The sequence below is a fragment of the Janthinobacterium sp. Bl 1 genome, assembly GCF_058215535.1.
This window is the reverse complement of the sequence record NZ_CM177086.1, coordinates 3,953,903-3,968,556: the sequence shown is the minus strand read 5'-3', so window position 1 is coordinate 3,968,556 and position 14,654 is coordinate 3,953,903. Positions and strand designations below refer to the sequence as shown.

At 61.8% G+C, this 14,654-nt stretch carries 11 protein-coding genes; 7 read left to right on the top strand and 4 right to left on the bottom strand.

Annotation, left to right across the window (positions count from 1 at the left end):
- Positions 1–95: 95 nt before the first annotated feature.
- Complete coding sequence (locus AC4BCN_RS17880) at positions 96–542, top strand: CBS domain-containing protein (RefSeq protein WP_010398828.1); 447 nt, start codon at positions 96–98, stop codon at positions 540–542.
- Positions 543–609: 67 nt separating this feature from the next.
- On the opposite strand, the gene AC4BCN_RS17875 is transcribed toward AC4BCN_RS17880, so the two are convergent.
- Positions 610–2,871 (bottom strand): putative bifunctional diguanylate cyclase/phosphodiesterase, encoded by a 2,262-nt coding sequence (locus tag AC4BCN_RS17875; protein WP_456150008.1) that lies wholly within the window; start codon positions 2,869–2,871, stop codon positions 610–612.
- 419 nt (positions 2,872–3,290) lie between these two features.
- Between AC4BCN_RS17875 and aroC the strand changes: the two genes are divergently transcribed.
- Positions 3,291–4,385 (top strand): chorismate synthase, encoded by a 1,095-nt coding sequence (aroC, locus tag AC4BCN_RS17870; RefSeq protein ID WP_046682932.1) that lies wholly within the window; start codon positions 3,291–3,293, stop codon positions 4,383–4,385.
- Positions 4,386–4,523: 138 nt separating this feature from the next.
- Here aroC and AC4BCN_RS17865 read toward each other — a convergent pair whose 3' ends face one another.
- Both AC4BCN_RS17865 and AC4BCN_RS17860 read right to left on the bottom strand, forming a co-directional pair.
- Entirely contained in the window at positions 4,524–6,020 is a 1,497-nt protein-coding gene (locus AC4BCN_RS17865) for an HDOD domain-containing protein (RefSeq protein WP_139089488.1), read from the bottom strand.
- A complete protein-coding gene (locus tag AC4BCN_RS17860; protein WP_490491385.1) occupies positions 6,017–7,756 on the bottom strand; it encodes a putative bifunctional diguanylate cyclase/phosphodiesterase in 1,740 nt (579 codons plus the stop codon). Before AC4BCN_RS17860 ends, AC4BCN_RS17865 begins: the two co-directional genes overlap by 4 nt.
- A 396-nt stretch (positions 7,757–8,152) precedes the next feature.
- On the opposite strand from AC4BCN_RS17860, the gene AC4BCN_RS17855 reads away from it, so the two are divergent.
- The 4 genes from AC4BCN_RS17855 (at position 8,153) to AC4BCN_RS17840 (ending at position 11,518) form a co-directional block, all read left to right on the top strand.
- Positions 8,153–9,835, top strand: a complete 1,683-nt coding sequence (locus AC4BCN_RS17855; protein WP_490491384.1) for an isovaleryl-CoA dehydrogenase — start codon at positions 8,153–8,155, stop codon at positions 9,833–9,835.
- A 145-nt stretch (positions 9,836–9,980) separates the two neighbouring features.
- The gene (upp, locus tag AC4BCN_RS17850) at positions 9,981–10,631 is read left to right on the top strand and encodes a uracil phosphoribosyltransferase (protein WP_034755568.1); all 651 of its coding nucleotides are present in this window, start codon (positions 9,981–9,983) and stop codon (positions 10,629–10,631) included.
- 22 nt (positions 10,632–10,653) lie between these two features.
- Positions 10,654–11,016 carry an Hpt domain-containing protein gene (locus AC4BCN_RS17845; RefSeq protein ID WP_128142938.1) on the top strand — a complete coding sequence of 121 codons (363 nt, stop codon included), beginning with the start codon at positions 10,654–10,656 and terminating at the stop codon, positions 11,014–11,016.
- Positions 11,017–11,314: 298 nt separating this feature from the next.
- Positions 11,315–11,518 (top strand): cold-shock protein, encoded by a 204-nt coding sequence (locus AC4BCN_RS17840; RefSeq protein ID WP_010398811.1) that lies wholly within the window; start codon positions 11,315–11,317, stop codon positions 11,516–11,518.
- Between the two features lie 393 nt (positions 11,519–11,911).
- On the opposite strand, the gene AC4BCN_RS17835 is transcribed toward AC4BCN_RS17840, so the two are convergent.
- Positions 11,912–12,823: a LysR family transcriptional regulator gene (locus tag AC4BCN_RS17835; RefSeq protein ID WP_034755572.1), complete on the bottom strand. Its 912-nt coding sequence runs from the start codon at positions 12,821–12,823 to the stop codon at positions 11,912–11,914.
- 216 nt (positions 12,824–13,039) lie between these two features.
- On the opposite strand from AC4BCN_RS17835, the gene aceB reads away from it, so the two are divergent.
- Positions 13,040–14,638 carry a malate synthase A gene (aceB, locus tag AC4BCN_RS17830; RefSeq protein WP_338678979.1) on the top strand — a complete coding sequence of 533 codons (1,599 nt, stop codon included), beginning with the start codon at positions 13,040–13,042 and terminating at the stop codon, positions 14,636–14,638.
- Positions 14,639–14,654: the final 16 nt, after the last annotated feature.

The window sequence follows — 14,654 nt, the reverse complement described above, 5'->3', positions numbered from 1 at the left end:
TGCGCGCAAGGCTGGATTTTTCCGCAGGCATAGGCTACAGTCGCAGTAAGGGCTAGAATAACTAAAATACCAATCACGCGGACAGGACGGCCAATATGAAAGTATCTGAAATTCTCCAAGTCAAGGGCAATATTCTCTACACGGTCACGCCTGACCAGCCCCTGCTTGACGCGGCCAATACCATGGCTGAAAAAGACATCGGTTCGCTGGTGGTCATGGAATTTGGCGACCTGGTCGGCATGCTGACCTTCCGCGAGGTGCTCAACGCGCTGCATGAAAACGCGGGCCAGATCGGCGGCGGCACCGTGCGCAAGCACATGGATGACCACCCGATCACCGTCACCCCGGATACGGAAGTGAACGAAGTGCGCCGCATCATGCTGGAAAAGCATGCGCGCTACCTGCCCGTCATGAACGCCAAGACCCTGCTGGGCGTCATCTCTTTCTATGACGTGGCGCGCGCCGTGCTCGAAGCGCAAAGCTTCGAGAACCAGATGCTCAAGGCGTATATCCGCGACTGGCCGGCCGAAACGACGGACTGATACCACCATGCAGTAAAAACAACGCCGGCAACTGCCGGCGTTTTGCATTGACTATCCAGGGTGGCGTCTACGCCGCTCCCTGCAGCGCCTCGTTGTTCAGCCAGGTGCCCAGCGCCGTGGCCGTCATCGGGCGGGCGAACAGAAAGCCTTGCGCCATCGGGCAGCCCAGCGCCTGCAAGATTTGCGCTTGCCGCTCGTCTTCCACGCCTTCCGCGATCACGGCCAGGCCCAGGTTGCGGCCCAGCTGGATAACCATCTCGGCGATGCTGCTGCCGCGCGCCGAACCGGTGATTTCCGTCACAAACGCGCGGTCGATTTTCAGGCGGTCCACCTGCAGCCGCTGCAAATAGGACAGCGAGGAAAAGCCCGTGCCGAAGTCGTCGATGGCGATGCTGACGCCCGTCTGCTTGATCTGCCACAGCATCTTGATCAGCAGGTCCGGCTCTTCCATGGCCATCGATTCCGTGATTTCCAGCTCGATGAATTCGGGCGGCGCCTGTGTCTCTTCCAGCGCCGCGCGCAGCATGTCCAAAAATAGCGGATGGCGGAACTGCACCTGCGACACGTTGATGGACATGACGAAGTTGCGGTGGCCCTGTTCGCGCAGCAGCACCAGTTCGCGGCAGGCCGTGCGCAGCACCCATTCGCCCAAGTCGATGATGATGCCCGAGTATTCGGCAATCGGAATGAAGCGGTCGGGCGAGATGAACTTGCCGTCCGGCGTCTGCCAGCGCAGCAGCGCTTCCGCGCCCACGGGGCGGCGCGTCGTCAGGTCGATCTGCGGCTGGTACACGACAAACAGCTGGTCCTGGCTGAAAGCCGTGCGCAGCGCATGCATCATGCGCACCCTTTCGCGGATTTCGATGCCCATGCTGCGCGAGAAATAGAAGTGGCCCGCGCGCTGCTGGCTTTTTGCCCGCTTCAGGGCGATATCGGCATCTTTGAGCGCATCGGCGCCCGTGCCCGCATGTTCACCGAGCCGCACCAGGCCCAGGGTGGCGGACAGCTGCACGTCCTGGCCGTCGATGCAGAACGGCGGCTGGAACAGGGCGAGGATCTTGTTTGGATTGACTTGCGACGAGTCGCCCAGCACGCAAAAGATGTCACCGCCCAGGCGCGCCACCGTCAGCTGGGGACCCAGCTGGGTTTGCAACCGGCCCGCCACGGCGATCAGCAGGGTGTCGCCGAACTGGTGGCCCAGCGCGTCGTTGGTCTCGGCAAAATGGTCGAGATCGACCAGAGACAACGTGGCGTCGTCGCGCGCGGGGCCGGCCAGGGTGGCGTCGAGGATCTCCACCAGGCGCGTGCGGTTGGGCAGCTTCGACAACTGGTCGTAAAAGGCGGCATTGTGCAGGTGCGATACCAGCTCGACATTGTCCAGGCCCACGGCGACGTTGCTGCAGAAGACTTCCAGCAGGCTTTCATCGATGGCCGAAAGAGGGCGCGGCAGCACCAGGTAGGCGGCCGCATCACGGCTGGCCTTGCCCGCGAAGTACAGGGTGGCGTAGTCGTGCGCGTACACATTGCGCCGCTGCGCCAGCGTGTGCTCGATGGCGGCCATCACGCGGGGATTTTGCAAGCCGCACAGGGCGCTGTGCGGCAGGCTGGAAAAGCTGCCCGTGCAGGCCGAGACGAGCAGCTCCTTGCTGCCGTTGTCCTGCAAATCCTGTACGCACAGCACGCCGTCGGCGCGGATGCCCAGCAGGTCGGCGATCTGCGCCAGCACGCCGGCCGAGAAATTCTGCACGCCGTGCAGCGCCATCAGCTGCGTGCTGGCGTGGACGATACGGTCCAGGCCGCGCCGGCTGCTGTTGATCGAACGGATCTGCTCGTACGAGCGGATGGCCGCCGTCACCGTGGTAAACAGCTTGATGCGCGTCAGTTCGGACTTGGTCTTGTAGTCATTGATGTCGAAATCGCGGATGGCGTCGATTTCCGGCGCATAGCCTGGCTGGCCCGTGCGCAGGATGATGCGCACGTCCGTCATTTTCAGGGTTTCGCGGATGTAGCGCACCAGGTGCAGGCCCGCATCATCCTGTTCCATCACCACGTCGAGCAGGATGACGGCGATGTCGTCTTCATGCCTGAGCAGTTCGCGCGCCTGGCCGGCCGAATACGCATGCACGAATTCCAGCGGGCGGTGCTGCATTTCCAGGTTGCCGAGGGCGAAAGTGGTGGTGGAGTGGACGTCTTCATCGTCGTCGATGATCATCACCCGCCAGACGCTGCGCGGTGCGGCCGTCAGGGGCGCAGCCGGTTGCTCATCGAGGAATACCAGGTCGTCGTGATCGTCCTTGTTGGCGTCAAGGGGGATGATCGGTGCGGGCATGTATAGCTTCTCCAGGATGACTCGATTTTTTTACGAGCGCGTCAAAAAAGCCCATGGCGTTGTTGCGTTGCCTCGCCGTACTTGCGTACTGTCTTCGGCAACGACGCCTAGCCCTGGGCATTTGTGACGAGCTCTCGGCGCAGCCCAAATCGGTTTGATAACCAGTATTTTGTGGCGCGCTTTGATCCAAGTATATAGCTATTTAATAAGCAAAATGTTTTTTTAAATCTATTCTGTGGGGCAATATTTCTTGTTTTGCATTATTGCAACTCATATTTGGTGTTTTTGTGTGAAAAAATACACGGGATGTAAAAATGGCGATTTGGGCGGGGGAATATCGGGCCTCGGTGTGGCATTAGCGGCATGGCATGCCCCCCAGGCTGGTAGAATTGAGTTTTCCAGTCCTCACACTTCCTACTATGTCCGGCAATTCTTTTGGCAAGCTGTTTACTGTTACCACTTTCGGCGAATCGCATGGTCCGGCCATCGGCTGCGTGATCGATGGCTGTCCGCCGGGATTGATCCTGTCGGAAGCCGATATCCAGCCCGAGCTGGACCGCCGCAAGCCGGGCACGTCGCGCCACGTGACGCAGCGCCAGGAATCCGATACGGTCGAGATCCTCTCCGGCGTGTACCAGGGCGTGACGACGGGTACGCCCATCGCGCTGCTGATCCGCAATGAAGACCAGCGCAGCAAGGATTACGGCAATATCGCGGAAAGCTTCCGCCCCGGCCACGCCGACTATACGTACTGGCACAAATACGGCGTGCGCGATCCGCGCGGCGGCGGGCGCTCGTCGGCGCGCCTGACGGCGCCCGTGGTGGGCGCGGCGGCGATTGCCAAGAAATGGCTGCTGCAGCAGTACGGCACCACGTTCAAGGGTTGCATGAGCCAGCTGGGCGACATTCCCGTGCCATTCCAGTCCTGGGAACACGTGCATGCGAATCCGTTCTTTGCCGCCAGCGGCGACGCGGACCTGATCGCGCGCATGGAAGAGGCGATGGACCAGCTGCGCCGCGACGGCGATTCCATCGGCGCACGCATCGACGTGATCGCGCAAAACGTGCCGGTCGGCCTGGGTCAGCCCATCTACGACAAGCTCGACGCCGACATTGCCTATGCCATGATGGGCATCAATGCCGTCAAGGGTGTGGAAATCGGCGCCGGTTTCGATTCGGTGGCGCAAAAGGGTTCCGAGCACGGCGACGAACTGACGCCGGAAGGTTTTATCGGCAATAACGCGGGCGGCGTCCTGGGCGGCATTTCGACGGGGCAGGATATCAGCGTGTCGATCGCCATCAAGCCGACCTCGTCGATCCGCACGCCGCGCCGCTCGATCGATAAAGAAGGCAATCCCGTGATGGTCGAAACATTCGGCCGCCACGACCCCTGCGTGGGCATCCGCGCCACGCCGATCGCCGAAGCCATGCTGGCGCTGGTGCTGATCGACCACGCCCTGATGCACCGCGCGCAGTGCGGCGATGTGTCGGTGAGTACGCCGAAGTTGAAGTAAGTTGAATGTTCTGGTGTCGGATTACGGGCCTGCGGCCCTAATCCGACCTACGGCCTATGCCATGCGTAGCGGCAAAATGTAGGTCGGATTAGCGGGGCATCGCCCCGCGTAATCCGACAACATCGTTGGCGCTTCCGGTCACGCCACCTTATTCGCCACCAATTCCAGCTGGTGCCGCATCTCCACCGATTGCACCAGCAAAGCCCGGATATCGTTGATCAGGTTGAATTCCGTCTGGTTCAATTGGATCGGCGGGAAGCTGTCGTCCCAGTCGCCATATAAAAATCCCGTGGGGTGGCCGTTGGCCGACAGCGGTAGCACGACGAAGCTGCGCGCTTCCGACAGCGTCGCTTTCCACCATTGCGGCAGCTTGGCGGCAAATTTCGGGTCGCGCGCATTATCGATGAAGATCACGCGGTCGCTATTGAGGGCCGCGTGGAAGACGTTCGGTTCATACGCGTCGCCAAACACCATCAAATCCTGCAAGTCGGCCATGCCTTCGCCCATGCTGATGCGCGCCGAATACAGATGATCCCTGTGGTTGCGCACGAAAGCCACCGAGCGCGAAAAATCGAAGCCCTGGTGCAGCGTTTCAAGCGCCATCGAGACCATTTGCCCCGGGCTGGCGCTGCCGATGGCGCTGCGCAGGTCGGCCAGGCCGCCGATCAATACGCGGTTGCCTTCGGCGCGCATGCGCGTCGACGCCAGCTGGCGCGCGCGCCGTTCGGCCGGTTTCGACAGGGGCGCGATCGACAGGTCGGCCGCCGCCATCGCCTTGGCCTTGTCCACGGCCACCACCAGGTCGGTCGCCGTGATGCCCAGTGTGCCCGCATAATCGTCGATCAGCGCATGCACCTGCGCCGCGCCGGCCGCGTCGTCATGCCACAGCGAGTCGGCGCAGCGCGCCGCCATCGTCGACAGGCCCGCCATCCAGTCGGCGCCGCTGACGGGAGAGTTGTCTGGTGACGGCTCCATCGGGCGCATGCCGTTGATCAGGTGCTGCGGCAAGCCCCAGTGGGCGGCCGTGGCATAGCCCACTTCGGGCAGCGACAGGCCGAGGATTTCGCGCGCGGCGGCCGCCTCGTTGCCGGGACCCGCATGCGCCTGCATGCGCGCCCAGAAGTCCGTCATGTAGAACGTCACCATCATGCGGCCCAGGGTGTGCAGCATCGAGCAGACGACTGCCTGCTCCGCCTGCAGGCTGCCGGCGCTGGTGGCCACCTGCTGCGCCACCATCCCGGCCAGCACGGCCTTTTCCATTTCCACATGGGCGCTGACGGAATCGGGCGACGCCTGTGACAGCTCTTCGATCAGTTTCAGGCCCAATGCCAGATGGCCGATGGCGTCGATGCCCAGCACCAGCACGGCCTTCGACACCGTGTTGACCCGCTGGCCAAACGCGGAATACATGCCGCTGTTGGCCAGCCTGAGCACCTTGTGTGTGAGGACAGGGTCGGACAACACCGTTTGCGTGATGTCGAATTCGTGGTCATCCTCGCCGCGCATGGCACCGAGGATGGCGCTGATGGCTTTCGCGAAGCCGGGCATGTCGCCCTGCTGGCGCGTGCGCGCCCACAGCAGGTCCAGGGTGTTTTTGCCCAGCTGTGTCGGTACCGTGAAATGACCTGGATTCATTGCACCCCTCCGCGCGGTTCATTGGCAGACGGCACAGGCACCAGCGCCGCATAGGTTTTGTCGCTCAAGGCCGCTAGCGCGGCGTGGGCCGGCATCGGTTTGCCCGTCAGGTAGCCTTGCACGTACTGGCAGCCGCGCGATTCGATGAAGTGCATTTGCTCTTCGGTTTCCACGCCTTCGGCCACCACGGACAGGTTCAAATGCTTGGCCAGGTCGAGAATGGTGTTGCAGATGGCCGCATCCTTGCTCGATTCGGGCAAGTCCTTGATGAAGGTGCGGTCGATCTTCAGCACGGAAATGGGGAAGCGTTTCAGATACGCGAGCGAAGAGTAGCCGGTGCCGAAATCGTCGATGGCGATGCGCGCGCGGCGCTCCGTCATCTTGACGAGGATGGTTTCCGCATGCACGGGGTCGATCATCAAGGTGCCTTCCGTGATTTCCAGCACCAGGTGTTCGCCCGAGAGTCCCGAAAACGCGATGGCGTCATCGAGCACGTCGAGGAATTTGTCGTTGCGGAACTGGCGTGGGCTGATGTTGACGGAGATGTACAGCGGCCGCTTGGCCACTTCCTGGAACTGCTTGAGTTGCACGCAGGCCGCCTTCAGCGCCCAGGCGCCGAGCAGATTGATCAAGCCATTGGCTTCGGCAATCGGGATGAAGCGCACGGGCGGCACCAGGCCCAGGGTCGGGTGCTTCCAGCGCATCAGGGTTTCGAAACCCTGGATTTGCCGCGTGTGCGCATCGACGATGGGCTGGTAAAAGAGCAGGAATTCGCCTTCGCGCACGGCGTGGAACATGGCCGCTTCCAGCGAGATGTCATGTTCCGACGGACCGTTCAGGCGCGGGCTGTAGACCAGGCAGCGGGCCTTGCCCGTTTCCTTGGCGCGCGACATGGCCGCATCGGCCAGCGCCACCAGGCGCACTTCATCTTCCGCATGCAGCGGGTAGATCGAAACGCCCACGGACGCGCCCACGTAGATCGTGTGGCCGTCCACTTCGAACGGCGCCTGCAGGGTGGCCAGCAGGCGGCCCGTCACCAGCTTGATCTGCGCGTCGGTGGCGCTGCCGGGCAGCACGGCGACGAATTCATCGCCGCCCACGCGCGCCAGCGTGTCGCTGTCGCGCAAGGTCTTGCGCAGGCGCGCAGCGGCCAGGCGCAGCACGGCGTCGCCGACGGGGTGGCCCAGGCCATCGTTGACCTTTTTAAAGCCATCGAGGCCGATGGTGGCGACGGAAAAGCCCTGGCCCGAACGGGCTGCCTGGGCGATCACCATGCGGATGCGGTCCGACAGCAGCAAGCGGTTCGGCAAGCCCGTGAGCGCATCGTGCGTGGCCATGTGGCGCAGCCGTTCTTCCGTATTGTGCTGGGCTGACGTGTCGCGCCCGACCACCAGCAATTCGGCCGCGCCGGCCGCGTTCATATAAGAAGACAGGCGCAGCTCGAACCAGATTTCCTGGTCCGGCGTTTGCAGGCGCACTTCGAGGCGGCCCGGTTCTTCCAGCGCGTCTTCCAGCGCCGCCTGCAGCGCGGCGCGTGACGCTTCGGTGGCCAGCGGCAGCAGCAAGTGGCCCGTCATGCCCGATGGTGCGCCAAACAGGGTGGCCGCGCGCTTGCTGGCGAACAGGATCAGGCCGTCCGTATCGAGCCGGAACACGACGTCGCCTGCCTCTTCCATGAGGTTGTCCAACTCGTGGCGGGCCTCGCGGTGGGCGGCGGATGGGGTACTGGAAAACATCGTGCTGGCTTTTACCTTTTTATTATCAGTGCCGGCGCTCGCTGCAGGGCAGGGCGCCAACGGAAAGAGTGCGTCGTGCGTGACGCGCGCCATAGGGGCCGAAAGAGCGGCTATCGGAACGCGATCCACACGAAATGTATCATTGAAAAGCACCCGATTACATGAAATAGAGCAACATTGCTTCAGGTTTTGTAAATATTCCTGCCTTCCATGAAAAAAATCATGCTGCGCGACCCCCACAGTCATTTTCATTCCGCATGGAAACATTTATCTGCGCTTGCTTCCACTGGCGCGCTTGCCCCGCCATGCGCTTTACGCTAGTCTGGCTGGTAGACGGTGTTGACGGTGCGTCCGCGGCGGCAAGGGCGCCATGATAACAAATCGCGGGAGACCCCCATGAATGCTTTTGACACGCATGAAGTTTTCAACCAGGCCACGCCGTTTGAAAACGTCAATCTGTTCGCCTGCGACCCGGCGCTGATCGAAGCGCTGCTGCGCGAGGGCGGCGGCGCGGCGTTGCAGGAGCTCGACGCGCTGGGCGAAAAGCTGGGCCGCGCCGAAACCTATGCGCTGGCGCGCCAGGCCAATATCCACACGCCCGAGTTGCAGCAGTTCGACCGGGCCGGGCGCCGCATCGATGAAGTGCTGTTCCATCCGGCCTGGCACGAACTGATGGCCATCCTCGTGGGCGCGGGCGCGCATGCTTCGCCGTGGGCCGCGCCCGGTCCCGGCGCCCAGGTGGCACGCGCGGCCGCCTATCTATTAGTGGGGCAGGTGGAAAACGGCACGCAGTGTCCCGTGACGATGACGTATGCCTCGGTGCCGGCCTTGCGCCAGGCGGTGGACTTGCCGCAGATCGCGCAGCGCTGGCTGCCGAAAATCCTCTCGCGTGACTACGATCCCCGCTCTTTGCCCGTGGAGCAGAAGCGGGGCGCCCTGGTCGGCATGGGCATGACGGAAAAGCAGGGCGGCTCGGACGTGCGCAGCAATACCACGCGCGCCGTGCCCGTGCCGCCGGCCGAGGCGCAAGCCCTGTTCGGCGGCGAGGCTGCCGGCGTCTGGCGCATCGTCGGCCACAAATGGTTTTTTTCGGCGCCCCAGTGCGACGCCCATCTGATCCTGGCGCAGGCGGACGAGGGCGGATTGTCGTGCTTCTTTTTGCCCCGCTACCTGCCCGACGGCAGCCGCAACGCCATCCGCCTGCAGCGCCTGAAGGATAAATTGGGCAACCGCTCGAATGCTTCGTCGGAAGTGGAATTTACGAATGCCTACGGCTGGCTCGTGGGCCAGCCGGGGCGGGGCATACCCACGATTCTGGAAATGGCCAGCCATACGCGCCTTGATTGCGTGCTGGGCAGCACCGGCATCATGCGCGCCGCCTTGACGCAGGCGCTGCACCATGCGCGCCAGCGGGCCGTGTTCGGCAAGCCGCTGGCCGAGCAGCCGCTGATGCAAAACGTGCTGGCCGACCTGGCGCTCGAATCGGAAGCGGCCACGGCCTTTGCGCTGCGCCTGGCCCGCTGTTTCGATGAAAAGGACGACCCTCGGCAAGCAATGCTGGCGCGCGTGCTCACGCCGGCCGGCAAATACTGGATCTGCAAGCGCGGTCCCGGTTTTGGCTTCGAGGCCATGGAGGTGCTGGGCGGCACCGGCTATGTGGAAGACGCGCCGCTTGCGCGCCTGTACCGCGAACTGCCCGTCAACTCGATCTGGGAAGGCTCGGGCAACGTCATGTGCCTCGACGTCTTGCGCGCCTTCGGCAAGTCGCCGGCCGCGCGCGATGCCCTGGCGGCCGAGCTGGCGCTGGCCGGCGATGATGACGCCGCCTTTGTTGCCTGCCGCGCGCGGCTGCTGGACGACCTGGACGGGCCGCAGACGGATGAATTTGGCGCCCGGCAATTGTCCGAACGCATCGTGCTGGCCGTGCAGGCGGCCTTGCTGCTGCGCCATGCGCCGCCGTTTGTCGCGCAAGCATTCCTGCAATCGCGGCTGGTGCAGGCGCCGGGCGGCGCGTATGGCCGCTTGCCCGCCGGCACCGATTGTGCGGCCATCCTGGCGCGCGCGCTGCGCGAGTATTGATTTCAATAAATCCGATTATTTCGAAAATTCCGGCCACAGGCGGGCTGCGGGCTGGGATAATGCCGCAATCCATCATTTTATCGATACACAGCGCGCTTGCGGCCAGGCTCGCCGCCGCGCCAGACAGTAGAGAAAGAAAAACAATATGAAACAAGACCCACGCTTCCCGAATTTGTTCATTACCGATCACCCTTTGATCCAGCACAAACTGAGCCACATGCGCGAGCACGACACGTCGACGCGCACCTTCCGCGAATTGCTCAAGGAAATCACTTTGCTGATGGGCTATGAAATCACGCGCGACCTGCCGCTGACCACGCGCGAAATCAAGACCCCGCTCGTCACCATCGACGCGCCTGTTATCGCTGGCAAGAAACTGGCCATCGTGCCCATCCTGCGCGCCGGCATCGGCATGAGCGACGGCTTGCTGAACCTGGTGCCATCGGCGCGCGTCGGCCACATCGGCGTGTACCGCGACCCGGCCACGCATATGCCCGTGGAATACCTGGTGCGCCTGCCGGACCTGAGCGAGCGTACCTTCATCCTGTGCGACCCGATGGTAGCGACCGGCAATTCGGCCGTGTATGCCGTCGACGTGCTGAAAAAACGCGGCGTGACGGACGAGCAGATCATCTTCCTGGCCCTGGTGGCCGCACCGGAAGGCGTGACCGTGTTCCAGAACGCGCATCCGAACGTCAAGATGTTCTGCGCCGCGCTCGATTCGCACCTGGATGACCACGCTTACATCGTGCCGGGCCTGGGCGACGCCGGCGACCGTATCTTCGGCACCAAATAAGCCACGTCAGGCGAGTATTGCGATGGCAACCTTGATCGACCCGGACTTTCGCGCGCGTTTGCGCGCCCTGAATGAAAAATATGCGGCTGGCGTGCCGGCCCTGTTGCAAGCGATCACGCAGGCAAGCAGCCGCTGCGACAGCGATGGTCCCCGTCTGGAACCGTTGACGGAGCTGCACCGCGCGCTGCACGCGGTGGCCGGCTCGGCCGCCACCTTCGGCTTCGCCGCGCTGGGCCAGGAATGCCGGCGCATCGAACAGCTGGTGCGCGCCATGCTCAATGCCCCCGCGCAAGCGGTGGCGGAATGGCCCGGCGTGCGGGCGCAAGTGACGGCGTTGCTGGATTGGGCGGGACGCGATGCGGCCGCCACCCATTTCACGGCGTGAGTGACCGCAATATATAGCTGTGGTTGCAATGATTCATTTGATGCAACGCAAAGCACCCGCGACGAAGATTAGGATATAGTGTGTCCATGCCGCTGGTACAGGGCGCCGCAAGACGGGGATTTGGCTATTAAAGTAGTGTTCGTAAGTTTATTTTGCGAAAGAATGGTTTTTCTCAGTTTTGTTGGTATAATTGGGCATCGTTGGATTCGAGGTAGTAGTGCAGTTTGTCTGTCATTTCTTTCTTGCTTCAAACGATATAACGGGCGCAAGCCCAACTTAACTGAAATAGGAAATTGTAATGGCAACTGGCATCGTAAAATGGTTCAATGATTCGAAGGGTTTCGGCTTTATTACCCCTGACGAAGGCGGCGAAGATCTGTTCGCTCACTTCTCGGCTATCCAGTCGAACGGCTTCAAGTCCCTGCAAGAGAACCAACGCGTTTCTTTTGAAGTGACCGCTGGCCCTAAAGGCAAGCAAGCTTCGAACATTCAGCCAATCTAATACGCTGGATCAAACGAAATAAAGAAATCCTCGGTCTCCGAGGATTTTTTTTCGCCTGAATTTCCGTGAAGCATCGGTTTTGCGAGTGTTTTATGGACTGCACGGCTCTTTTCGGCGTGCTTTGCGTCACAGGTAGGTCGGCTTAGCGCTTGCGCGTAAGCCGACAAGGGTGGTGTTGGCAAGATGTATGGGCTGGTGTCGGATTACGCTACGCTAATCCGACCTACGCTTGCCAATGCTGATCCGGGAGTTGTTGTTTCCTCATGCGTCACGACGCCGGACAAAACCGTCGCGAGTGGAAGGAAGAGGTGGCCGAGAAGCGCAACCGTACTCTAGTACGGTGAGCATCACAGGCCGCCTATGCCGACGCGCAGCAGGTTTGGTCCCGCGTCTTCAAATAGCCCGTTCGCGCCAGTAGTCGGGTTGCGAATAACTGTGCCTTAAAAAATCCACGAACGCCCGTATGCGCAGCGGCAAGTGGCGGCGCTGGGCGAACACGGCGTAAATGTCATTGCCCGGGGCGGCGAACTGGTCCAGCACCGTCACCAGCTGGCCCGAGGCGATCTCGGCGCCCACTTCCCACATCGAGCGCCACGCCAGGCCCTTGCCGGCTAGGGCCCAGTCGTGCAGCACTTCGCCATCGTTGCAGACCATATTGCCCGCCACCTTTAAAATGATGTTCTTGCCATTTTCGCGGAAGGTCCAGCCCCGCTGGCTGCCTTCGCTGCTGATCGCCAGGCAATTGTGTTTCGCCAGGTCGGCCGGGATACGGGGCGTGCCCGCCCGTTTCAAATAGGCGGGCGAGCCGACGAGCACGCGCTGGTTGTCCGCCAGCTTGGTGCTTACCAATGAAGAATCGGACAGGCTGGCGATGCGGATGGCCACGTCGATGCCTTCGCCGATCAGGTCGACGAGGCGGTCGTTCAGGTTCAGCGACACCGTCACGTCGCGGTGCTCGGCGACAAACGAGGGAATCAGTGGTGCCACGTGCTGGCGTCCGAAGCCGGCCGGCGCGGAAATGAGCAGATGGCCGCTGGCCTTCACGCTGCGTTCGGCCACGGCCGCTTCCGCCTCTTCCAGTTCACCGAGGATGCGCTGGCAATCTTCGAGGAAGGCGGCGCCTTCATTCGTCAATGCCAGCTTGCGCGTCGTGCGCTGCAGCAATTTGACGCCCAGGCGCTGCTCCAGCGCATCGAGGCGCCGGCCTATCATGGCTGGCGCGATGCCTTCCGCGCGCGCGGCGGCCGACAGGCTGCCCTTGGCCACCACTTCCACGAACGTTGATATCTGTCTGAACTGCCCCATGCCGTGCTCCCGCGATGCCATCACTTGTGATAAAAACGCATAGATGAAGTGATTTTTAATCTCGTTTCCATGCCTTATAGTGCAATACTATAGAACAAACGCGCCGCCCGGCAGAGTGTTTTTGCGCCTCTGTCCAGCTTGTCCGCGCAGTCGTTCAGCTTATACTTGGATCACCAGATTACCTTTGCTTATATTGACTAAAAACCGGAGAACTTCATGACGCAGAACACGATCGCACTTCCAGAAGGCATGCAAATCACGGGTGATATCCAGCCCGGTTACGAACAGATCTTGACGCCGGCCGCGCTGGCGCTGGTGGCCAAGCTGACGCGTGAATTCGAGCCGCGCCGCCAGCAATTGCTGGCCGTGCGCGTGGAGCGGGCCAAGCGCCTCGACGCGGGCGAGCGTCCTGATTTCTTGCCAGAAACCGCGCACATCCGCGAAGGCGACTGGAAGATCGCGCCGATCCCGAAGGCGCTCGAATGCCGCCGTGTGGAAATCACGGGCCCCGTCGAGCGCAAGATGGTCATCAACGCCTTCAATTCGGGCGCGGACAGCTATATGACGGACTTCGAGGATTCGAACACGCCGAACTGGGACAACCAGATCACGGGCCAGATCAATATGTTCGATGCCGTGCGCAAGACGATTTCGCTCGAGCAAAATGGCAAGTCGTACAAGCTGAACGACAAGATCGCGACACTCGTCGTGCGTCCGCGCGGATGGCACCTCGATGAAAAGCACGTGCTGGTCGACGGCAAGCGTATTTCCGGCGGCATTTTCGATTTCGCCCTGTTCATGTTCCATAACGCTAAGGAACAACTGGCGCGCGGCGCCGGCCCGTATTTCTACCTGCCGAAGATGGAATCGCACCTGGAAGCGCGCCTGTGGAACGATATTTTCGTCATGACGCAAAATGAATTGGGCTTGCCGCAAGGCACGATCAAGGCGACCGTGCTGATCGAAACCATTTTGGCCGCGTTTGAAATGGATGAAATCCTATACGAGCTGAAAGAGCACAGCTCGGGCCTGAACGCGGGCCGCTGGGATTACATCTTCTCGTGCATCAAGAAATTCAAGCTGGACAAGGATTTCTGCCTGGCCGACCGCGCGAAAGTGACCATGACGGCACCGTTCATGCGCGCCTATGCCTTGCTGTTGCTGAAAACTTGCCACAAGCGTGGCGCGCCAGCTATCGGTGGCATGGCAGCCTTGATCCCTATCAAGAACGATCCGGAAAAGAACGATATCGCCATGGGCGGCGTGCGCAACGACAAGGCGCGCGATGCCACCGACGGCTACGACGGCGGCTGGGTGGCCCATCCGGGCCTGGTGGAACTGGCCATGGGCGAGTTCACCAAAGTGCTCGGCGACAAGCCGAACCAGATCGAGAAACAGCGTCCCGACATCGACGTGAAAGCGTCGGACCTGCTGAATTTCCAGCCGGAAGCGCCGATCACGGAAGCGGGCTTGCGCTACAACATCAACGTCGGCATCCACTACCTGGGCAGCTGGCTGGCTGGCAATGGTTGTGTGCCTATCCACAACCTGATGGAAGATGCGGCCACGGCCGAGATCAGCCGCTCGCAAGTGTGGCAGTGGATACGCTCCAGCAAGGGTGTGCTGGAAGATGGCCGCAAGGTGACGGCCGAGATGGTGCGCGCCATGATTCCGGAAGAGCTGGCCAAGGTGCAGCGCGATGCGCCAGGCGGCAACGGCCTGACCTATGTGCGTGCCGGCCAGATTTTCGAGGAAATGTCGACGTCGGAATCGTTCGCCGAATTTCTGACCTTGCCGCTGTACGAGGAAATCTGATCCTGATCAAATAGAT

What these genes read in the sequence shown, in the direction of transcription:
- aroC (WP_046682932.1), top strand. Translation starts at nt 3,291, where the DNA reads ATGTCCGGCAATTCTTTTGGCAAGCTGTTTACTGTTACCACTTTCGGC.
- AC4BCN_RS17840 (WP_010398811.1), top strand. Translation starts at nt 11,315, where the DNA reads ATGGCAACTGGCATCGTAAAATGGTTCAATGATTCGAAGGGTTTCGGC.
- AC4BCN_RS17845 (WP_128142938.1), top strand. Translation starts at nt 10,654, where the DNA reads ATGGCAACCTTGATCGACCCGGACTTTCGCGCGCGTTTGCGCGCCCTG.
- AC4BCN_RS17860 (WP_490491385.1), bottom strand. Translation starts at nt 7,756, where the DNA reads ATGTTTTCCAGTACCCCATCCGCCGCCCACCGCGAGGCCCGCCACGAG.
- AC4BCN_RS17875 (WP_456150008.1), bottom strand. Translation starts at nt 2,871, where the DNA reads ATGCCCGCACCGATCATCCCCCTTGACGCCAACAAGGACGATCACGAC.
- AC4BCN_RS17855 (WP_490491384.1), top strand. Translation starts at nt 8,153, where the DNA reads ATGAATGCTTTTGACACGCATGAAGTTTTCAACCAGGCCACGCCGTTT.
- AC4BCN_RS17835 (WP_034755572.1), bottom strand. Translation starts at nt 12,823, where the DNA reads ATGGGGCAGTTCAGACAGATATCAACGTTCGTGGAAGTGGTGGCCAAG.
- aceB (WP_338678979.1), top strand. Translation starts at nt 13,040, where the DNA reads ATGACGCAGAACACGATCGCACTTCCAGAAGGCATGCAAATCACGGGT.
- AC4BCN_RS17880 (WP_010398828.1), top strand. Translation starts at nt 96, where the DNA reads ATGAAAGTATCTGAAATTCTCCAAGTCAAGGGCAATATTCTCTACACG.
- AC4BCN_RS17865 (WP_139089488.1), bottom strand. Translation starts at nt 6,020, where the DNA reads ATGAATCCAGGTCATTTCACGGTACCGACACAGCTGGGCAAAAACACC.
- upp (WP_034755568.1), top strand. Translation starts at nt 9,981, where the DNA reads ATGAAACAAGACCCACGCTTCCCGAATTTGTTCATTACCGATCACCCT.